This window comes from Pseudoalteromonas sp. Ps84H-4 (assembly GCF_024124645.1).
Taxonomy (GTDB): Bacteria; Pseudomonadota; Gammaproteobacteria; order Enterobacterales; family Alteromonadaceae; genus Pseudoalteromonas; species Pseudoalteromonas lipolytica_C.
On record NZ_JAMXSK010000002.1, the window covers coordinates 342,811 to 361,500 of the forward strand.

Here is an 18,690-nt window from a genome sequence, read left to right on the forward strand (position 1 = left end):
TAAAGGAATTATCTTATGCAAATTTCAAATAATAGCCAATTGCAAATGCAGGCATACAGCCAAATGCAACAAACTAAGCCAGCTTTGGAACAAACTACTAGTAATAAAACCCTGCAATCTGATACAGTAACTTTATCAAATGAAGCGCTTTCTTTATCTGGTGGGGCTGAGATCCAACGCGGTGGCGGTGGTCTAGTTTTTCCAGATAAAAAAGAGACATAATTATTGGAAATAAAAAGTTAGATGTATTTTGATTTAAGCTCGCTTGGTTTACATTTCGATACGATTATAGTTTTAGGGATGCTACTCGCATTTTTACTTAATTTGTTTTTTTATGTAAGTGAGCTTAATAAAGACAAGTCTTTATTAATAACATCTTTTTTCATGGCTGTTTCTTATTTCAGCAGCAACCACTTTATTAATCTTGAAAGCTCTAATACTAACTTATACATCGAATGGTTTATATACGATGTTATTACACTCGCCTTCATTCTCATATCTCATTATTTCTTATCTAAAACATCAATAGCAGCAAAATATATTTATGCAGGGTTAGTAGTTAATAGCGTTCTTTATGCTCTTATTCATATTGATTTAATAGTTCTGTGGAATAGAGAAGTCTGGTGGTTTTGGACTTTTTACTCTATTGGAGTTAACGTTGTTGATTTTTTAATGATTGTAGCTTTAATCACTAACAAAGATTTTCTGTTTATAAGTAAAATAAAACGTAATTTGTTTGGCAATCGTAAAAAACATAAACTTAACTATAGATAATAAAAATTTTATCCGTATATAGCATTTAGCTTAGCTTCTTCCCTGATACAAAAATTTCTTGTAGTGGCATTTCTCTTTCTATGAATTTCAATAGTTTATTGGTAAGCATTCAGCAATCATTCGGTACTTATCTAGCCACATTTATCATGTGGAGTTTTTTTGATGGCTTTCTTATTCAATTTGGTTAAGAGATCATCACTTGTTCATACAGATAAAACATTGATGTGGATTTCTTTGGCAATTTTTCTGTCTTATCTAATGACAGATCCTTTAGTATCTATGGCTTTCGAGATAAAGTTTCTAGAAAGTGCTTCAGGTTTTATTCTCTGGTGTTTTCTAGATTTAGCATGTTTATTCATCATTATGTTCGTGACTCGAGGTAGTTCTATTGAAGATTATCCCGCTAAGTTGTATGTCATTGTTGGGCTGCTTATAAATAGCACTTTGTTCTTTTTTTTATACATAGATGTTGATGTGAATGGTAATGATGAAAGGTGGTTTTTATGGGATTTATACACGGTCACTGTTAACTTGATGGACATAACAATGTTAGTAGCATTACTAACTAATAAGGATTTTTTTAAGTTCGTGGCATTGTTCAAGCTTGTTAGACGTAGATTATTTAAAGTTAATATCGAATGCTTAAATTAATCCAAGAAAACTTTGGGGTCTATCTCGCCGCATTTATTATGTGGGGGTTTCTGATGTCTTTTTTATATAACATGGTGAAGAAGTCGTCTACGCCAAATGGTGACAAAACACTAATGTGGATGTCGCTGGCACTGTTTATCTCTTATATGATGAGTGATCCATTACTAAATATAGCGCTAGGCTATAATATTCTAGACTCGAGCTTTGCTTATATGATCTGGGCTGTTTCGGATCTACTAATACTTTTAATTATTAGCTTAATTGCTCGTGGCAGAAAGGTAACTTTGGTGCCAGCAAAGCTCTATATTTTTACTGGGCTTTTGATCAACACATCGCTTTTTTTAGGTATGTATTATGACATCAATTATGCCTATACGGGTGATTGGTGGTTCTGGAGCTTTTATACGGTTACAGTCAATGTCATGGACATCATGATGCTCATTGCACTTTTCTCTAATAAAGACTTTTTGGGGCTGGTGCGGCTCTATAAGGGTTTAACAGGTCAAGCTAGGCTAGCTTGACCTCAATAAGTTAAAAGCGGTATTCCCAACTGGTTCTGAGGGCCGTGTTGGTTTCGTTGTTATCGTTTAATTCATCTCTTGAAATTAATCCAGTTACTTTCCAAAGACCGCTGAGTAATGCTTGTTGATAGCCTACTTCTAACTGCAATTGGCTACTCTTAATGATATTTTCACTATCAATCCAGCGTAGTTTAGCATGTCCGCCATAGCCGTTGAGGGTGTGATAATAAGCCCCAAGCACTGCTGATTTACTTTGCTCTGGTGTTGAGCTGCCAATTAAACGCGAGCGCTGAGTATAGCTGCCTGAGCCATACACACAGTCACTGGCAATATTACATTGTTGCTGAGTATTCGAGTATTCGAGATACGTTTTTAGCAAGCTATCAGTTGTACCAAAGTAGCTTTCAAAGCCAACGGTGTAAAACGGCTCACTTGGTGCCAAACCGCTTTCGTTGCGGCCCATTAATTCACCATATACGGCAATAGGAACTGACATTAAAGTGGTTGAGTATTTAACATCAATCCCTGTTAAACGATGCGTTTGCTCGTTATTCTCAAGATTAATAGGAGCTAATTCTGGAGTTGTTAAATAGTCAGACCCAGCTGTATTAACAGCCACTTCTAAACCATTTAAAGGGGTACTAGCAAACCTCAACGCCCAATAATCACCTTTGTCGCTTGTATTCAAATATGGCTTTTGTTTGGCATAAATACCAGTCAGTTGCCAATTACCAATAAATGATAACCAACTAGGGCCTACATATTGAGTATTCGCTCTTGTAAAGCGTAAACCTTTCATGGGAGCTGCATTATTTGAAAGTAGTAACGCGTTATCGTTACTTGGTCCCCACCAATGACTGACTTGTTCGGCACTGAGTGACCAATTACCAACCAGCACCGCTAAATAGCTATCTTGGTAGTTTACATGCTGTTCGTCGAGTGCATCATCTGCGTAATTAACACTCACTTTTGCACTTACACGTTTACCCGTTATTGAACCGTAGCTATTAACACCGCTTTGCTGTTGATGGCGTTTACCAAACCCTTGTTGAGTATCAGTGCTGCCATTGTAGTTTAGTCGAACCCCTGAATCTGTTTTTTGCTTGGCAATATTTAACGCGTGTTTCACATGTTGATAAGCAAATTGAGACTGTTCATCAAGTTGATTGCTATCTACAAGGCTAAGATCGCGAGCAATACCTTGCCACATCAAAGGGTAGCTATTTATAGGCTGTTTAATCACACCTTGGTTAAATAACATCTCGATTGAGGCGCGTAATAATGGATCGTCACTTTCAACCCAAGGGCCTGCTATAGTCGGTGTCGAGACCATAAAAAAGGCCCCTAGGGTAAGTATTTTTTTTAGCTTCATCCGCGAATTTTTTCCTGTAAAGCTTTAGCAACAATAGGATCAACAAACTCGCTAACATCACCATTGTGTCTTGCTACTTCTTTTACTAAGGTTGATGAGATAAACGAATTTTTTTCGGCGGGTGTTAAAAATACACTTTCTAAATCAGGGTTAAGTCGACGGTTCATATTGGCTAATTGAAACTCGTAATCAAAGTCAGAAACAGCTCGAATACCGCGAATGAGCACTTCAGCTTTATGGTCGCGAGCTAAATCTGCTAATAGTCCAGAAAAACCAATTACACTCACATTATCTAGGTGTGCCAAGATGTTATTAGCAAGTTCAACGCGCTCATCAAGTGTAAAACACGGTTGTTTACTTGGGTTGTGCGCAATAGCAACGATGACATGGTCGAACATTTTCGCTGCTCGGTGAATTAAGTCAGTATGGCCATTTGTAAGTGGGTCAAATGTACCCGGGTATATTGCAGTAACGTTCATAACTATCAGCGATTTAGAAATTTGCCTGCTATATTAACAGTGTTTTAGCCTGTCTGCAGCTTAGAAAATACGCGTATCTTATTAGATTGTAAAACCCATCTAAGGTACTGCACCGATTGAGGTTATTATTTTTCAAGGTAGTATTTAATTGTCACGCATTTGTTTATACTGCTTGGCTTAGCAGGGCAATAGAATGCAATAACCACAACAACAGAGTAAACAGCATATGAGTACAAAGGATAAAATCATACACACCAGCATCGAGTTATTTAATCGCCACGGTGAGCGTGCTATTACAACCAACCATATTGCTGCACATATGGGCATTAGCCCTGGTAACTTGTATTACCATTTTAAAAATAAAGAAGACATTATCCGTCATATCTTTGCTTTGTATAGTGAACATTTACATACGCATTTTAAACCCTTGTCTCCTGATGATGATGCACTTGAAAACCTAGCAGGTTACCTTGATTCGCTGTTTGAACTGATGTGGCGTTATCAATTTTTTTATGACAACTTGGGCGATATTTTATCTCGCGATGAAGTATTAAAAAAAGATTACATTGATTTTCAAGCGGCGTTGCTAGAGCAAGTGAAAGAAGTTTTATTAGCACTTCGTGCTGGCGGTATCATCTGTATTGAAGATGATGATGTTACAGAGCTTGCACACATGTTAAAAATGACGGTTAGCTTTTGGACCCCGTATATAAAGGCGCGTCGCTTAAGTGGTGAGTTAGCAAGGGAAGATATCTACAATGGTATTTTAAAAGTGCTATTGCTGTTAAAAGCGCATTGCACAGAGCAGCATTTACCACAGGTAAATCAGCTAAGGGCAAAATATTTAGCGCTCAGCGAAGCCTCAGATCCTGAACAATAACCCCAGCCAAGCAGTTTATTTCCTAGACGCTATAATTTTTGTTATAATCGCGCGCCCTTGAGGTTGGTATTGCCTTGGGGCGTGTGAATCCCACAGTCTAAGAGTGAACTATGCTTAAATTTATCGTCAAATTACACCCTGAAATCGCTATCAAGAGTAAATCTGTTCGTAAGCGTTTTACCAAGTTATTAGAAAATAACATTAAGATCGTCTTACGTCGTGTTGACGAAAAAGTACAAGTTAGAAACAACTGGGATAATATTTCGGTTGTGAGCCTTTTAGATTCTGAGCAAGTTCGCCTAGATATCATCGATGGCTTAAAACGCATTCCGGGTATTGTGCAATTTATCGAAGTTACAGAAACAGACTTTGATTCGTTAGACGATATTTATCAAGAAGCCCTTGAGCTAATTGGCCACACTATCGAAGGTAAAACATTCTGTGTGCGTTGTAAGCGTTCGGGTAAACACGATTTCACTTCTAGCGATGTAGAGCGTTATGTTGGTGGCGGCTTAAACCAGCATGTTGCAGGTGCAAGCGTAAAACTATCCCATCCTGAAGTAACCATTCGTTTAGAAGTGCGAGATGATAAAGCGTATATCGTTACTGAAACTCACTTAGGTATGGCAGGCTTCCCGTTACCAACACAAGAAGATGTACTGTCGCTTATGTCGGGTGGCTTTGACTCAGGTGTAGCAAGCTACCAGATGATCCGCAAAGGCGCACGAACTCACTTCTTATTCTTTAACCTAGGTGGGGCAGCTCACGAAATCGGTGTTAAACAAGCCAGCTATTATATCTGGAAACAGTTTAGTTCTACCCATAAAGTAAAGTTTGTCACTGTAGATTTTGAACCTGTTGTAGCTGAAATCTTAGAAAATGTAGAAAACAGTCAAATGGGTGTGGTGCTTAAGCGTATGATGATGCGTGCAGGTAGCCAAGTTGCAGAAAAGTTAGGTGTGCAAGCATTAGTAACAGGTGAAAGTATTGGCCAAGTATCAAGCCAAACACTGGCTAATCTAAGTGTGATTGACCGTGTAACTGAAACTTTAATCATTCGCCCGTTAATCCAACACGACAAGCAAGATATTATTAATATTGCTCGTAAAATTGGGACCGCAGAAATGGCAGAAAGCATGCCTGAATACTGTGGTGTGATTTCTAAAAAGCCAACGGTTAAAGCCAAAATTAAAACGATTCTTGCCGAAGAAGCTAAATTTGATTTTGACGTGTTAAATATGGTTGTTGAAAATGCCCGTGTGATGGATATCCGCGATATCGACACCGAAGCTAAGCAAGAAGTAAAAGAAGCCGAGTCTGTATCTGATTTACCAAAGGGAGCGGTTGTTGTTGATATTCGCTCACCTGAAGAAGAAGACGCAAATCCACTTGAGCTTGAAGGTATTGAAGTTGTGCATTTACCTTTCTTCCGCTTAGCGACTAAATTTGGTGACTTACCAAAAGATAAAGAATATTACTTATACTGTGCTAAAGGTGTGATGAGTCAGCTTCAAGCGCTGATCTTACACGAAGAAGGCTTCAGCAACGTTAAAGTGTATCGTCCGTAAGGGATGGTGATAAAAGCGCGACAGGTTCGCGCTTTTTTAATGCCTGAAATAATTGTCAGAAGCTAGTAACTTTACTCTTTCCTCTAGTAGCTAGCTTTTTATTTTTATCATACTCAGCATGGCTTGGTTATACGGTGTTTTTACACCTAGCTTAGCGCCTTGTTCACACACATAACCACAAATTGCATCTATTTCTGATTGTCGGTTATGGCTGATATCTTGCTGCATAGAAGAAAAGTTTTCTGCAGTTGCAGTCATCACCGAGTAGGCTTGATCCAGTGCTTCGCAAAGCTTTACATCAACACCTTGTTTATTGGCTACCAGACATGCTTCACTCAGTAAATTAATGATGCGAGTGCTAAATTGCGGTGCACGGAGTTGGCCATTTTTAACGTTATGGATTGCTGTTAATGGGTTAATGGCAATATTGACTAACAGTTTTTGCCAGCGCAATGAGTGAATATCATCACTCACTGAAAAGTGTGGCAGGCTGCTAAATAGATGGTCAAGTTCATTGAGTTTTTCAGTTGCTGCTGCATTACATGCGCCAAGCACACTTTCGCCATTTCCTGTGTGGTTTACACTATAGGGCGTTGCTTTAAAGCCAGCTAAACGAGTTGTTAGAAACGATAACCCTTGAGTGTCTAACAGTTGGGCATTAAGTTCATCGACATTACCCATACCATTGTGAGAAATAACAAGTTGGCAGTTTTTAGTAAGGTAAGGTTTTATTTGCTTAAAAGCTGCTTGCACCTGAAATGCTTTAACAGTAATTAATACCAAGTCAAAGGGCGGCGATTGATTTAATTCTGCATAATTAATAAGGCGCGCTTTAATAGGGTGTGATTTGCCATTACTTGCTTGATAAAAACGCGTGGTCAGGGTTGGCTTACGAGTCAGTAATGTGATGTCATGTTGTGCAGATAAAAAATGGCTAAATAGCAGGCCTATTGCGCCATCACCCACTACTAATAAATTAGCCATTACGTTGCTTACTACCTAAATGAAAGCCAAGCTTTATAGCAAAATAGCTTACAGCACCAATAAAGTCAGCGATAAAGTCACCAACTGAGGCTTGGCGATAAGGCAGCATATCTTGCATAAATTCAATGGCGGCTCCGTAGCCTGCTAACAGTAAAATTTGTACCATTAGAGGTAACTTAAATGCCTTGTCCATCACCAAAGCGAGTGTGAAGAAGATACCAAAGTGCGCTACTTTATCGACGTGAGGAAACAGGTTGCCAACCCCTTTAATTTCTTTGGCAAATAAAATCGTAAAGCCAATAATGCTGGCTAAAAAGATAACTTGGTAAACACGCCTTGTCACAATAACCCCTAAAAATGCCGAAATTGAATGGCCAGTATATCAAACAATTTTTGCATCGCACCTGAACAAATCGGATAAAAATAGAAAGAATCGACAAATAAGCGTTATAATTGCCAACCATAAACGAATTTAAAAAAGACTATGTTAGGAGAACCCCATGCCTTCATTTGATATTGTTTCTGAAGTAGAAATGAACGAAGCGCAGAATGCAGTAGATAATGCAAAGCGTGAACTAGAGACGCGTTTTGATTTTCGTGGTGTTGATGCATCAATCGAACTAAGTGACAAAGTAATTAAGTTAAAAGCTGAAGCACCACAGCAAGTGATGCAACTTTTTGACATTCTTGCAGCAAAAATTTCAAAGCGTGGTTTGGATGTATCTAGCCTTGAATTAAGAGACGAGTCGCGTAGCGGCAAATACGTAATGCGTGACGTTGCACTTAAGCAAGGTATCGAAAAAGACGTAGCGAAGAAAATCGTTAAGTTAATTAAAGACTCAAAAATCAAAGTACAAGCCGCGATTCAAGGTGAAGAATTACGTGTAACTGGTAAAAAACGTGATGATTTACAAGAAGCAATGCAAGTTGTTCGTGCTGCTGATTTAGGTCAACCATTCCAGTTCAAAAACTTCCGCGATTAAAACTTATAGCTTTAAGCTGTAAGCCAGTAAGTTTCTGAGCTTTACAAGGAGCGTATCATGAGACGAATATTAGGTTACAGAGAAAAAGATATCTTCTAGCTATTTTCAGCTAGAGGATATTTATGTCAGTAAAAAACAAAACAATTGACCGTAATAAATACGGTAAAATAAACAGAAAATACACAGGTCCACACAGTACTTATTTTTATCAACAAACACCAAGTTGGTGGGTAAAAATGACGATGACTAAGCCAAGAAGACGCTTAAATAAAGCACTTTGCAAGCGTGTGATGAATGGTGCTGACCCAGAAGGAATTGTTTTTCCGTTAGGAAACTCAAAACCTCATGAGTATTTCTGGTAATTATTTGTTTGATAAAAGCCAATCACCATGTGATTGGCTTTTTTACTTTCGGCTTACGGCTTACAGCTTAAAATTTGTCTTTAGCGGTATAGCCGTCCATTGACATTCTTCCCTAAAATCATCACAATAGCAGCCTATTTTCAAGGTGCTTGCTGTATCTACAAAGATACGTGTTATTTCAAAGGGTGAAATAGTCGCAAGATAATCGGGAAGTCGGTGCGTTTTCAGGGAGAAAACAATGCCAACACTGCCCCCGCAACGGTAATGTGTATGCCATACATACGCAGAGTCCGGAGACCGGCCTTGAAGTAACTTACTATTTGCGTGTGCGGTGGGCACAGGCTAGGGGATATCATGCTAAATAAATCTGCGTTAGGCGTAGCGATTGCTGCTGCGTTGTCTTTTTCTGTATCTGCTGACGAGCAATCAATCGAGCACATCACAGTTACTGCCAATAAATTCGAACAATCAATTAATGATGTATTAGCTAGTGTTACAGTTATTGACCGTGCTGATATTGAGGCAAGCTATGTTCGTGACTTACCAAGCTTACTGGCAACTCAAGCTGGCTTTCAAATTAATGCCAATGGTGGTTTTGGGCAAAGCTCAGGTGTTTCATTACGTGGTGCAAGCTCTCGCCATACGCTAATTTTAATTGATGGTGTACGCACCGGCTCTGCAACACTTGGCTATAAAAGTATTAGCAATATTCCTTTAAACAGTATTGAGCGTGTTGAAGTAATTAAAGGCTCACGTGCTGCTGTATATGGTTCTGATGCGCTAGCTGGTGTGATCAATATCATTACGCGTAAAGCACAAAATACGACTTTAGATGTTACTTTTGGCTCAGACTCTTACCAAGAGTACCAAGTAGCGACAGGTGGTCAGTTTGCGGGTGTTGATGTGGCCGTTAATGCCGGTTATGAAAAAACAGATGGCTTTGATGTCCTTCAAGGCTTAGCGCCAGATGAAGACGGCTACGAGAACAAAAACCTTGGCTTTAACCTAGGTTATCAAAATGAGCAGTTAGGTGAGTTTTTAGCGCAAGCACAATACTCAGAAGGCGAAGCACAATACGATAGCGCTTATAGCCCTGCAGACAGCACTGTAGAAAAAGGCGAGTTCGAAAATTACCAAGCTTCACTAGGTTGGAAAAAAGCTTTCGAAAAACACAGCCATGCCATTGATATTGCAATATCAAGTGATAGTTCAGATGACTCACGTATTGATTACACTGGCGCGACAGTAGTCGATAAGTTTGAAACTGAGCGTGAGCAAATTGATTACAATGGCCAATACTTTTTCAATCAAGCGCTGACTCTTAGTGGCGGTTTGAATTGGTATAAAGATGAAGTGAACACTAACTCAGGTACTTACTTAAAAGACAACCGTGAAGTATTCGCTGCGTTCATTGGCGCTTATTATGATGATGAACAAGTACTTGCAAACCTAACTGTCCGCCAAGATGATGACCAGCAGTTTGGTGATGAAACCACTTACACAGCCGCTGTTGGCTATCACTTAAATGACATCGCCACATTCCGTGTAAGTCAAAGTACTGGTTTTAAATCTCCAACTTTTAATGACCTATATTATCCAGGCTCGGGTAATCCAGAGTTAAACCCTGAAACATCAGATAACCAAGAGCTAGGCCTATCACTCAATGTGAATGATATTAGCCTTGATATTGCGATTTTCCGCAGCGAAATCGACAACAAAATCGCCTGGGCGCCAAATGCAGCAGGGCAGTGGATCCCAACTAATATAAACGAAGCTCGCCATGAAGGTGTTGAGTTTAGCTTTAAAAACCAAGTGTTTGGCTTTGATCACAGCTTTAACTTCACTTACCTCTCTGCTGAAGATACCGAAACCGGTCAGTCACTAACCTATGTGTCAAACCACAGTGTGAATTGGTCATTACATAAAGCATGGGGTGATTTTGATGCCGGTATTGATATGCAATACCGTGGTGACCGTGATGGCAAGCTAACTCACTTACCTTCGTATACGTTATGGAATTTAGTCGGTCACTACCAAGCGACTGACAACTTAACTGTGTCTTTACGAGTAGAAAACCTATTCGATAAAGAGTATAACGCCGTTGATGCCTATGGCACTGACTTAGATGGTGACTTTATCAACGACGAGTTTTATTACTACAACACGGCCGAGCGCCGCTTGTTTGTAGGTGCCCGTTATCAGTTCTAATAATAAGGAAAATTATTAGTTCTGCGTCTAAAAGCTCGCTACCTACTTAGCGAGCTTTTTTCATTTTAGTTTATCAGCGAAGTATTGACCGAATTTCTCAAGTTTAGGCGCGATAAGGATACTGCAATAACCTTGATTCGGGTTTTCATTGTAATAGTCTTGGTGATATTGCTCTGCTGGGTAAAAGTTCGATATTGGGCTAAGTTCAGTGACAATTGGCTCACGAATTTGCTTCTGTAAAGCTGCTATCATCGTTTGCGCTTCAGCTTTTTGTTGCTCAGTATGATAATAAATAACACTACGATACTGTGTGCCTACATCGTTGCCTTGTCGATTTAATTGTGTGGCATCGTGTAAAGTAAAGAACATTTCAAGAAGGGTATTATAGCTCACAATACTGCTGTCAAAATCGAGCTGAACAACCTCAGCATGACCCGTTAAGCCAGTACATATTTGCTGATAACTAGGGTTTTCAATTTCACCGCCTGCATAGCCAGAACTGACATTAAGCACGCCTTTCACTCGTCTAAATGCAGCATCAATACACCAAAAGCAGCCACCGCCAAAAGTAGCTATTTGTATGTTGTTATCCATCGTTTATTCCCTCACTGTTTTGCTGACTATAGCTGAAAAAACAAAACGCCGTAAAGACGGCGTTTTATTGTTGCTTAAAGACAGTTCTAAATTTCTTCCAACGGTTTGTCTTTAGCTTGTTGTTCTAACTTGCTTTGTAAATACTCAGGCGACTGAGTATTACGGGCTAGGGCAGTATATGCTGCTGGCACAACAAATAGAGTTAGTAAGGTTGCCACTATTACACCTGTAAATACCACCACACCAATTACCATACGGCTCTCTGCACCCGGGCCACTTGCAAGTACCAGTGGTACCGAGCTCATAACTGTGGTCAGTGAGGTCATAATAATCGGGCGTAAACGCTGCGTTGCCGCTTGGGTAATCGCTTCGTTAAATTCAACGCCTTTATCACGCAGTTGGTTGGCAAACTCAACGATTAAGATACCGTTTTTCGCGCTTAAACCAATCAGCATTACGATACCAATTTGGCTGTAAATGTTTAGAGTGAGATCTGTGTACCAAAGGCCAAATAATGCGCCAACTAAGCCAAGCGGAACAGTCAACATAATCACAAATGGGTGAATAAAGCTTTCAAACTGTGCAGCAAGAACTAAGAAAGTTACTGTGAGCGCAAGAATAAACACATAGGTCATTGCTGATGCGCCTTCATAGAACAGTTGCGACTCACCTTTATAGTCAATTGCACCATCGATGTCGTTTTCTTCAGCGGCAACTTGATTTAAGAAATTAAGCGCTTCTTCTAGGGTATAACCATCGGCTAAGTTTGCACTTAACGTAATTGCGCGCATACGGTTATAACGATTTAAACGTGAAGCGGTGGCTTCTTCTTTTAAGGTAATTAAGCTATCTAGCGGCACTAATTCGCCACTGCGTGATTTTAAGTAGATATTTGAGATATCGGTCGGGTTCGCAAAGTCTTCTTTAGTACCTTTAAGTATCACATCGTATTCTTCACCACGGTCAATAAAGGTTGTTACGCGGCGCTGCCCCAACATGGTCTCGAGAGTGCGGCCTACATCAGACACCGAAACCCCTAAATCCGCTGCTTTGTTTTTATCAATGTTGATTAAAAACTGCGGGAATGTTTCTTTATAATCATGGTCGATTCTTACCAAGCCTGGGTTTTTCTCTGCACGCTTAATAATGCGGTCTCGCCAATCGGCTAGTTGGTCGTAATCATTACCTTGCAGTACAAACTCAATAGGACGTGATGAGCCACCGCCGCCAATACCACGGCGCATAATTGCAAACGCACGCACATCAGTTACTTCGGTCATTTTACTGCTTATCTCGTCCATTACTTCCCAGGTTGAGCGCTTACGCTTATCCCAGTCAGCCATGCCAATGATAGCAACACCACCTTGACCACCCCAGCCAGGCACACGAACAAGCACTCGGCTTAATTCGCCAGACTCAGAGTAAGGCATTAAACGTTCTTCAATTTTCGCCATGTTGGCTGCGTTATTTTCATAACTTGCACCCTCAGGGCCACTCATCATGATAAAGAAAGTACCACGGTCTTCTTTTGGCGTAAGCTCTGATGGCACTTTTTGGAATAGCATAAAGCTGGCAACACCGGCCAAAATCATGGTTAGTAGTAAGCTCCACTTACGGCCCATATTAGAAGTAAGTGAGTTACGATAAGCATTTTCGATTTTGGCGAAGGTTTTATCCATCCACTGGCTAAATTTACTCTCTTTTTCAGAAGCCTTGAGTACTTTTGAACACAGTGCCGGAGAAAGTGTTAATGCCGTAATACTAGAAAAGAATACAGCAGCACTAACAGCCATCGCAAACTCGGTAAATAAAGCACCAATACGGCCATCCATAAACACCAGCGGTACGAACACAGAGATGAGGACGAGGGTAGTGGCAATAATCGCAAAACCAACTTCACGAGCACCACGGAACGCAGCCAATAAAGGTGGCTCGCCTAACTCAATGCGGCGGTGAATATTTTCTAGCATAACAATCGCGTCATCTACCACTAAACCGATAGCCAATACCAGTGCTAGCAGAGTTAATAAGTTGATTGAGTAGCCCATAGCAAGCAAGAACATAAAGCTACCCACTAACGCAACAGGTACTGTCACAGCAGGGATAAGCGTTGCGCGAATATTACCTAAAAATAAGTAGATAACTAACACAACCAGCGCCATTGAAATCGCAAGCGTTCTATATACTTCGTCAATCGATTCTTTGATGAAAATTGATGAGTCGTAGCTGTCTTGAATAGTGGTGCCTTCTGGCAAGTTACGCTTAATTTTTTCGAGCTCAGCACGGGCGTTATCAACTACGGTAAGCGTGTTCGCTTTGGCTTGTTTTACAATACCCAAACCAATCATGTTACGGCCATTACCACGGAACAGGCTTTCGTCGTCAGCAGCTTCTAAATGAACATCAGCTACTTCACCTAAACGCACTAAATAGCCATCTTCACCACGTTTAATTACTAAATTTCTAAAATCTCGCTGATCTTTATAACTACGCGCAGTACGTACTGTAAAATCACGGTCGATAGATTCAATTTCACCGGCGGGTAATTCAACGTTTTCTGTACGTAATGTATTTTCAATATCGCTACTGGTAATGCCGCGTGCAGCCATCGCTTTACGGTTTAACCAGATTTTCATAGCGTATTTACGCTCACCACCAACGCGCACGTTAGAGACACCATCAACAACGGCTAATCGATCAACAATAAAGCGTTGTGCGTAATCAGATAACTGCAATGAATCCATGGTGGTACTGTTTAGTACGAACCATGCGATTGGGCTTTCATCACTGTTTGATTTAGAGACCTCAGGCGGGCGAACCTGCTCTGGTAAGCTATCAAGAGCACGGGCTACACGTTCGCGTACATCGTTAGATGCGGCATCAATGTCGCGGCTGATATTAAACTCAATGGTGATGTTAGAGCGACCATTACGGCTTGATGAGTTAATGCTTTTGATGCCCTCAATACCCGAAATGCGATTTTCGAGTACTTGGGTGATTTTAGTTTCGATAATTTCTGCACTGGCACCGGTATAGTCAGTGCTTACACTAACTATTGGCGTTTCAATATCAGGGTATTCACGCAGTGGTAGCATTGAAAATGCCACCAAACCAAAGGTGAGTAATAACAGGTTTATTACGATCGCAAAAACCGGGCGTTTAACGCTAGTATCTGTAATTTTCATGGTTTATCCCTTGATACTAACTTTACTGCCGGTACGAATTTTAATAATGCCCTCGGTTACAACTTGTTGACCATTTTCAAGACCTTTATCAATAGCAACCCAACCGTCATGACGACCAGCAACATGTACTTCTACTTTGTTTGCTACACCGTCTTCAATTTGGAATACGTAGTGTTTGTCTTGTTGAGGGATTACGGCTTTTTCTGGCACCATTAATGCCTGACTTGAGCTTAGCTCCAATGCGGTGTTTAACAGCATACCAGGTCGTAATAAACCGCTTTCGTTAATAAAGCTTGCGGTGACTTCAACGCTGCGAGTAACAGAATCTATGCGCGAGCTGATGTGGGTCACTTTACCTGTGAAGGTTTTATCAGGATAAGCATCATTTTGCGTCATCACTTTCATACCCAGTTGTAATTGCGCTAAGTACTTTTCAGGTACTTTAAAATCAACTTTAATGATGCTGATATCATCAAGGGTGGTGATGTTGGTAGTGTTGTTAACGTAAGTACCGATAGAAATTTCGCGCTTGCCAAGTAATCCTGTGAAGGGCGCTTTGATGGTCATTTCAGCAAGCTTTGTTTTTGCACTTTCAAGTTGTGCTTCGGTTGCGTCTACGCGTGAAAGTTGCTCTTCTAATAACGATTTAGCGGTTGCTTGCGAGCGTGAAAGCTCGGTTAGACGGTCTAATTGGCGTTTTTCTTCGCGTAGGTTGATACTTAACTCTTTAACGGCGAGTTCTTCTTCTTGTGCTTGTAATTGTACGAGTTTTTGACCTTTACTTACTAAGTCGCCATCATTGAAAAAGATGTCAGTAACATAATCGTTTTGAGCGCTTCGTATGTAAATAGCCTGATTGGCACGTGCGCTGCCTATTGCTTCAATAAGCACTGCGTTTTCTTCAGCGGTGACTGTGTGTGCTTTTACTTGCGTTGTGCGATCGCCAAAATTTGATTGCTCGCCTTGACTTGAAGGTAAGTACAAATAAATACATAACCCTAGCAATAGTGTGATAATAAAAGGAAAAAGAGCTTTACCGGATTGTGTAGAATACATCATCGTGTTACCAGAAAATTAGTTGAGAGTAGTGTACAAAATTAGTACGTGCCACGTATGTCAGATATCTCGTTTATTTGTGAATTTGGCGTAAAAGTTAAAAGTTCGGCAAATTTGTTCCTTTTATGAGATGAAAAGAGAGGTTTTGGTGTGAGTAAAGAACCAAAGTGTAACTATTGTTTAACGATCCGAAAGATAGTTTTGGTCACTATTATTATGTTTATTTTTTATTTTTCGTTTTATGGATAAGCAAGCCCCTATTTTGCGAGTGCGAGCCCAAGCATCTCGACATGGTATTGAATGTTTACTTGTTGGGGGCATTGGGTTGGTGTTTATTATGTTGATTAACCTGCTTAGGCCAGGTGAGATCAGCATTATCGAAATATTTTTAGCAACAAGTTGTATTGCCGCTATTTTCATTGGCTTTTTAAAGACTCAAGAGCCATATTATAGTTTTACTTTTTCTGGGAAATTACTTATTTTTCATCATAAAGCTGGCAATTGGCAGCTGAATCGCGATAATTTTTACCAAAGTGGTATACCAAAAGTGCATCTAGACCTCGAATACCTTGAGTTAAACGCAGTTGGTATTAAACTCAATAATATAGATGAATTTTTAACGCAGCTCCCTCCCAGAATTGCCGGGCGATTATTGATAGAGCAACGTCATTTATTTATGCAAGTTATTAAAAATCATTGCAAAAATGGCGATTGCCCATCAGAATGGCTTATAGAAGACACGGAATACACTGCCCCAAGTGGTCAGCTTTACAAAGGATTGATTGCTATGTTTGCTAATCGCACGCAGCATTTAAGGCAATTGACTGGATATGATTTATTATTGCCTGCCAATGTTCTTGATACTGACATTTGGCAATTTAGTGCAGATTTAAATCGTTGGAAGTTAAACCCAAACAAGTTTATTAATACTCGCTTAAATAATGAGCAGTAGGTGGTAGTAAGTAGGAACAGGCTATGAGTCAAGAACGTGCTTTTATTAAAAGCGGTCGCAACACGATTATTCATAAAGATAAGAAGCTCGACTTGGTGATCGTCAATGGCGAAACTCACCCACGAATTAAAGTGACCCAAAATGGCCTAGAGCCGTTCAAAGATGAACTGCCAAAAAACCGCCGTGAAGCCAAAGAACGTTATTTAGAAATGGTTTATATTTCAAGCACTGATGTGTTTGCAGAAGAAAAGCGATTACTGTTTATTCAAGCCCTTGATGGCAGAGAGTACAAAGTAGACTACAGTAAAGTCGGTACTAAATTGTTTGTCCGTATCCACCAAGAAAGTTACCTATAACCCTTAGCTTGGCACTTAATTTGCTTATTACTTCCTTATTTGTCAGTTCCTAATAAATTGGCGTGGTTAATTTAAGGTGGTAAATATGAGATTAGTGCTTCTTACCTTTGTTGCATTAACGGCACTATCGGCCTGTGGCGGAGGAGGTGGTTCAAGTGAAACCCCACTTGCAGCGACTGTTAATGCTGGTCTTGATCAGCAAATTATCGAAAAAAGTGAGTTTACCGTTTCTGCGAAGGGCTCTCCCGCTGATGGTACGTTTACATGGCAACGCGTCAGTGGTCCTGTTATTGAAGGCTTTCCAGCACAAGGAGCTGAGCAAACACTGACTGCTCCCGATATTAAATTAGATTCAGAGCTTATTCTGAGAGTTAATTATCAAACGACGGATGGGCAACTGGTTTCTGACGAGGTGAGTATTTTTATTACCTCTAATAATCAATTACCTGTCGCTGTAATCACTCAAATTGCCCCTGAAGAGCTGCCATCACAGTATAACGACACAATCGTACTCAGTGGTGCAGAGTCAATCGATATTGACGAAAATGGCTCCGTTGACAGCTATCTTTGGAATAAACTCGATGGCCCAGAGCTCATCGTTGATAGCTTTGAAAATCAAACAATCAGTTTTACCCACCCATTACTTGAATCAAATACGCCAATTACTTGGCGACTCACGGTGACTGATGACGAAGGCGGTTCAGCCAGTACCGAGCAAACATTTACCTTAAACAAAACTCTTGAAGTGATTATTGCCAATGCCGGTGAAGATCAACAAGTAATTGAGTTTGATACGGTCACTCTTGATGCCAGTGGTAGCGAAATTGTTACCGCAACAAAAGAGTGTTTTTGGCAGCAAATGAGTGGCGAAACAGTCACTCTTGCTAATCAAAATCAGTGTATTACCACTTTTGTTGCCCCTGATGTTGATACCGATACCGAGCTTAGCTTTGAAGTAACAGTAACAGACAGTAAATCGCGTAGTGACACCGACACGGTGACTATCGATATTAGCCCAAAACCGCTTGGTTTAATTAACGATACTGGCATGAGTGATTGCTATAACAATTCACAAAAAATAAACTGTAAGAGCGCTGATTTTCCAGATCAAGATGCGGATCTTGGTCGCGATAGCGTTGCAAACCAACTGGATAAAATTGGTCAGGGCGATTTAGCATTCGATTTCACAAAAATGAATGAATTTGCTGATGAACTACCTGATGATGCGACCACATTTAGTTGTGTTCGAGATAACGTTACAGGATTAATTTGGGAAGTAAAATCCCCAAGCACAGCACTGCCTCCAGCCACAACAACTCGCGCTGCGACTAACCACTATACTTGGTATTTAACGACTTCAAACGGCATTCAAGCAGGCAGCGTTCAAGGCGCTGCAAATTCAACTTGCCCAAGTGCAACATCGTGTGGTTTACAAACTTATGTAAATGAAGTGAATGCCACTGACTTCTGCGGCGGAACGAATTGGCGTGTTCCTACTTATACTGAGTTACTCGGGTTACTCGATTATGCTAAACAAGGTGGTACAAGTTTACTATCAACTGAGTTTTTCCCCAATCAGCCAAATGCAATGCAATTAAGTACTGATGGCAGTGCATTCATGCCGTACTGGACTTCACAAACTGCAGCGGATGGTACCAGTTTGTCGCAAGCTTATATCATAAATATGAGTAACGCGAATGACTTAGCTTATCCAAAAGGCAACACGGCTTTTGTGCGTTTAGTAAGAACTCCGGGAGAGTAAAAT

At 40.3% G+C, this 18,690-nt stretch carries 18 protein-coding genes and 1 riboswitch; of the genes, 11 read left to right on the plus strand and 7 right to left on the minus strand.

Annotated features, from left to right (window positions below; all coding sequences use genetic code 11):
- Positions 1 to 15: 15 nt before the first annotated feature.
- The 3 genes from NH454_RS04035 to NH454_RS04045 all read left to right on the plus strand — a co-directional run bounded on the left by NH454_RS04035 (position 16) and on the right by NH454_RS04045 (position 1,946).
- Positions 16 to 222: a hypothetical protein gene (locus tag NH454_RS04035; protein ID WP_253038272.1), complete on the plus strand. Its 207-nt coding sequence runs from the start codon at positions 16 to 18 to the stop codon at positions 220 to 222.
- A 21-nt stretch (positions 223 to 243) separates the two neighbouring features.
- The gene (locus tag NH454_RS04040) at positions 244 to 774 is read left to right on the plus strand and encodes a hypothetical protein (RefSeq protein ID WP_253038273.1); all 531 of its coding nucleotides are present in this window, start codon (positions 244 to 246) and stop codon (positions 772 to 774) included.
- Between the two features lie 704 nt (positions 775 to 1,478).
- Entirely contained in the window at positions 1,479 to 1,946 is a 468-nt protein-coding gene (locus NH454_RS04045) for a hypothetical protein (protein ID WP_135926052.1), read from the plus strand.
- 10 nt (positions 1,947 to 1,956) lie between these two features.
- On the opposite strand, the gene NH454_RS04050 is transcribed toward NH454_RS04045, so the two are convergent.
- Positions 1,957 to 3,279 (minus strand): capsule assembly Wzi family protein, encoded by a 1,323-nt coding sequence (locus NH454_RS04050; RefSeq protein ID WP_253038275.1) that lies wholly within the window; start codon positions 3,277 to 3,279, stop codon positions 1,957 to 1,959.
- Between the two features lie 35 nt (positions 3,280 to 3,314).
- Positions 3,315 to 3,797, minus strand: a complete 483-nt coding sequence (gene coaD / locus NH454_RS04055; protein WP_135926050.1) for a pantetheine-phosphate adenylyltransferase — start codon at positions 3,795 to 3,797, stop codon at positions 3,315 to 3,317.
- A gap of 226 nt (positions 3,798 to 4,023) precedes the next feature.
- Between coaD and NH454_RS04060 the strand changes: the two genes are divergently transcribed.
- Together NH454_RS04060 and thiI are read left to right on the plus strand one after the other, a co-directional pair.
- Positions 4,024 to 4,677 (plus strand): TetR/AcrR family transcriptional regulator, encoded by a 654-nt coding sequence (locus NH454_RS04060; protein WP_135926049.1) that lies wholly within the window; start codon positions 4,024 to 4,026, stop codon positions 4,675 to 4,677.
- Between the two features lie 110 nt (positions 4,678 to 4,787).
- The gene (gene thiI, locus NH454_RS04065; RefSeq protein ID WP_253038278.1) at positions 4,788 to 6,245 is read left to right on the plus strand and encodes a tRNA uracil 4-sulfurtransferase ThiI; all 1,458 of its coding nucleotides are present in this window, start codon (positions 4,788 to 4,790) and stop codon (positions 6,243 to 6,245) included.
- A gap of 90 nt (positions 6,246 to 6,335) precedes the next feature.
- On the opposite strand, the gene NH454_RS04070 is transcribed toward thiI, so the two are convergent.
- Positions 6,336 to 7,229, minus strand: coding sequence for a 2-dehydropantoate 2-reductase (locus NH454_RS04070; RefSeq protein WP_138557244.1), 894 nt, complete (start codon positions 7,227 to 7,229; stop codon positions 6,336 to 6,338).
- Positions 7,222 to 7,572 carry a VanZ family protein gene (locus tag NH454_RS04075; protein WP_253038279.1) on the minus strand — a complete coding sequence of 117 codons (351 nt, stop codon included), beginning with the start codon at positions 7,570 to 7,572 and terminating at the stop codon, positions 7,222 to 7,224. Before NH454_RS04075 ends, NH454_RS04070 begins: the two co-directional genes overlap by 8 nt.
- A 157-nt stretch (positions 7,573 to 7,729) precedes the next feature.
- Here NH454_RS04075 and NH454_RS04080 point away from each other — a divergent pair, with 157 nt between their 5' ends.
- The 3 genes from NH454_RS04080 to NH454_RS04090 all read left to right on the plus strand — a co-directional run bounded on the left by NH454_RS04080 (position 7,730) and on the right by NH454_RS04090 (position 10,782).
- Complete coding sequence (locus NH454_RS04080; protein ID WP_138557246.1) at positions 7,730 to 8,212, plus strand: YajQ family cyclic di-GMP-binding protein; 483 nt, start codon at positions 7,730 to 7,732, stop codon at positions 8,210 to 8,212.
- 122 nt (positions 8,213 to 8,334) lie between these two features.
- Positions 8,335 to 8,574, plus strand: coding sequence for a hypothetical protein (locus tag NH454_RS04085; RefSeq protein WP_135926045.1), 240 nt, complete (start codon positions 8,335 to 8,337; stop codon positions 8,572 to 8,574).
- Positions 8,575 to 8,740: 166 nt separating this feature from the next.
- A riboswitch (cobalamin riboswitch) is annotated at positions 8,741 to 8,895 on the plus strand.
- A 33-nt stretch (positions 8,896 to 8,928) separates the two neighbouring features.
- On the plus strand, positions 8,929 to 10,782 hold the full coding sequence (locus tag NH454_RS04090) for a TonB-dependent receptor (protein ID WP_253038280.1): 1,854 nt from the start codon (positions 8,929 to 8,931) through the stop codon (positions 10,780 to 10,782).
- A 60-nt stretch (positions 10,783 to 10,842) separates the two neighbouring features.
- Here NH454_RS04090 and msrA read toward each other — a convergent pair whose 3' ends face one another.
- The 3 genes from msrA to NH454_RS04105 form a co-directional block, all read right to left on the minus strand.
- Entirely contained in the window at positions 10,843 to 11,376 is a 534-nt protein-coding gene (gene msrA, locus NH454_RS04095; protein ID WP_135926043.1) for a peptide-methionine (S)-S-oxide reductase MsrA, read from the minus strand.
- 86 nt (positions 11,377 to 11,462) lie between these two features.
- The gene (locus NH454_RS04100) at positions 11,463 to 14,561 is read right to left on the minus strand and encodes an efflux RND transporter permease subunit (protein WP_253038281.1); all 3,099 of its coding nucleotides are present in this window, start codon (positions 14,559 to 14,561) and stop codon (positions 11,463 to 11,465) included.
- A 3-nt stretch (positions 14,562 to 14,564) separates the two neighbouring features.
- Positions 14,565 to 15,617: an efflux RND transporter periplasmic adaptor subunit gene (locus NH454_RS04105; protein ID WP_135926312.1), complete on the minus strand. Its 1,053-nt coding sequence runs from the start codon at positions 15,615 to 15,617 to the stop codon at positions 14,565 to 14,567.
- Between the two features lie 241 nt (positions 15,618 to 15,858).
- Between NH454_RS04105 and NH454_RS04110 the strand changes: the two genes are divergently transcribed.
- The 3 genes from NH454_RS04110 (at position 15,859) to NH454_RS04120 (ending at position 18,687) form a co-directional block, all read left to right on the plus strand.
- The gene (locus NH454_RS04110) at positions 15,859 to 16,569 is read left to right on the plus strand and encodes a DUF2982 domain-containing protein (RefSeq protein ID WP_135926041.1); all 711 of its coding nucleotides are present in this window, start codon (positions 15,859 to 15,861) and stop codon (positions 16,567 to 16,569) included.
- Positions 16,570 to 16,592: 23 nt separating this feature from the next.
- Positions 16,593 to 16,925, plus strand: coding sequence for a hypothetical protein (locus NH454_RS04115; RefSeq protein ID WP_135926040.1), 333 nt, complete (start codon positions 16,593 to 16,595; stop codon positions 16,923 to 16,925).
- 85 nt (positions 16,926 to 17,010) lie between these two features.
- Complete coding sequence (locus NH454_RS04120) at positions 17,011 to 18,687, plus strand: DUF1566 domain-containing protein (protein ID WP_135926039.1); 1,677 nt, start codon at positions 17,011 to 17,013, stop codon at positions 18,685 to 18,687.
- The last annotated feature ends 3 nt before the right edge of the window (positions 18,688 to 18,690 follow it).

What these genes read in the sequence shown, in the direction of transcription:
- NH454_RS04040 (WP_253038273.1), top strand. Translation starts at nt 244, where the DNA reads ATGTATTTTGATTTAAGCTCGCTTGGTTTACATTTCGATACGATTATA.
- NH454_RS04115 (WP_135926040.1), top strand. Translation starts at nt 16,593, where the DNA reads ATGAGTCAAGAACGTGCTTTTATTAAAAGCGGTCGCAACACGATTATT.
- NH454_RS04070 (WP_138557244.1), bottom strand. Translation starts at nt 7,229, where the DNA reads ATGGCTAATTTATTAGTAGTGGGTGATGGCGCAATAGGCCTGCTATTT.
- NH454_RS04085 (WP_135926045.1), top strand. Translation starts at nt 8,335, where the DNA reads ATGTCAGTAAAAAACAAAACAATTGACCGTAATAAATACGGTAAAATA.
- NH454_RS04060 (WP_135926049.1), top strand. Translation starts at nt 4,024, where the DNA reads ATGAGTACAAAGGATAAAATCATACACACCAGCATCGAGTTATTTAAT.
- NH454_RS04090 (WP_253038280.1), top strand. Translation starts at nt 8,929, where the DNA reads ATGCTAAATAAATCTGCGTTAGGCGTAGCGATTGCTGCTGCGTTGTCT.
- NH454_RS04110 (WP_135926041.1), top strand. Translation starts at nt 15,859, where the DNA reads ATGGATAAGCAAGCCCCTATTTTGCGAGTGCGAGCCCAAGCATCTCGA.
- coaD (WP_135926050.1), bottom strand. Translation starts at nt 3,797, where the DNA reads ATGAACGTTACTGCAATATACCCGGGTACATTTGACCCACTTACAAAT.
- thiI (WP_253038278.1), top strand. Translation starts at nt 4,788, where the DNA reads ATGCTTAAATTTATCGTCAAATTACACCCTGAAATCGCTATCAAGAGT.
- NH454_RS04045 (WP_135926052.1), top strand. Translation starts at nt 1,479, where the DNA reads ATGTCTTTTTTATATAACATGGTGAAGAAGTCGTCTACGCCAAATGGT.
- NH454_RS04100 (WP_253038281.1), bottom strand. Translation starts at nt 14,561, where the DNA reads ATGAAAATTACAGATACTAGCGTTAAACGCCCGGTTTTTGCGATCGTA.
- NH454_RS04105 (WP_135926312.1), bottom strand. Translation starts at nt 15,617, where the DNA reads ATGTATTCTACACAATCCGGTAAAGCTCTTTTTCCTTTTATTATCACA.
- NH454_RS04080 (WP_138557246.1), top strand. Translation starts at nt 7,730, where the DNA reads ATGCCTTCATTTGATATTGTTTCTGAAGTAGAAATGAACGAAGCGCAG.
- NH454_RS04120 (WP_135926039.1), top strand. Translation starts at nt 17,011, where the DNA reads ATGAGATTAGTGCTTCTTACCTTTGTTGCATTAACGGCACTATCGGCC.
- msrA (WP_135926043.1), bottom strand. Translation starts at nt 11,376, where the DNA reads ATGGATAACAACATACAAATAGCTACTTTTGGCGGTGGCTGCTTTTGG.
- NH454_RS04035 (WP_253038272.1), top strand. Translation starts at nt 16, where the DNA reads ATGCAAATTTCAAATAATAGCCAATTGCAAATGCAGGCATACAGCCAA.
- NH454_RS04050 (WP_253038275.1), bottom strand. Translation starts at nt 3,279, where the DNA reads ATGGTCTCGACACCGACTATAGCAGGCCCTTGGGTTGAAAGTGACGAT.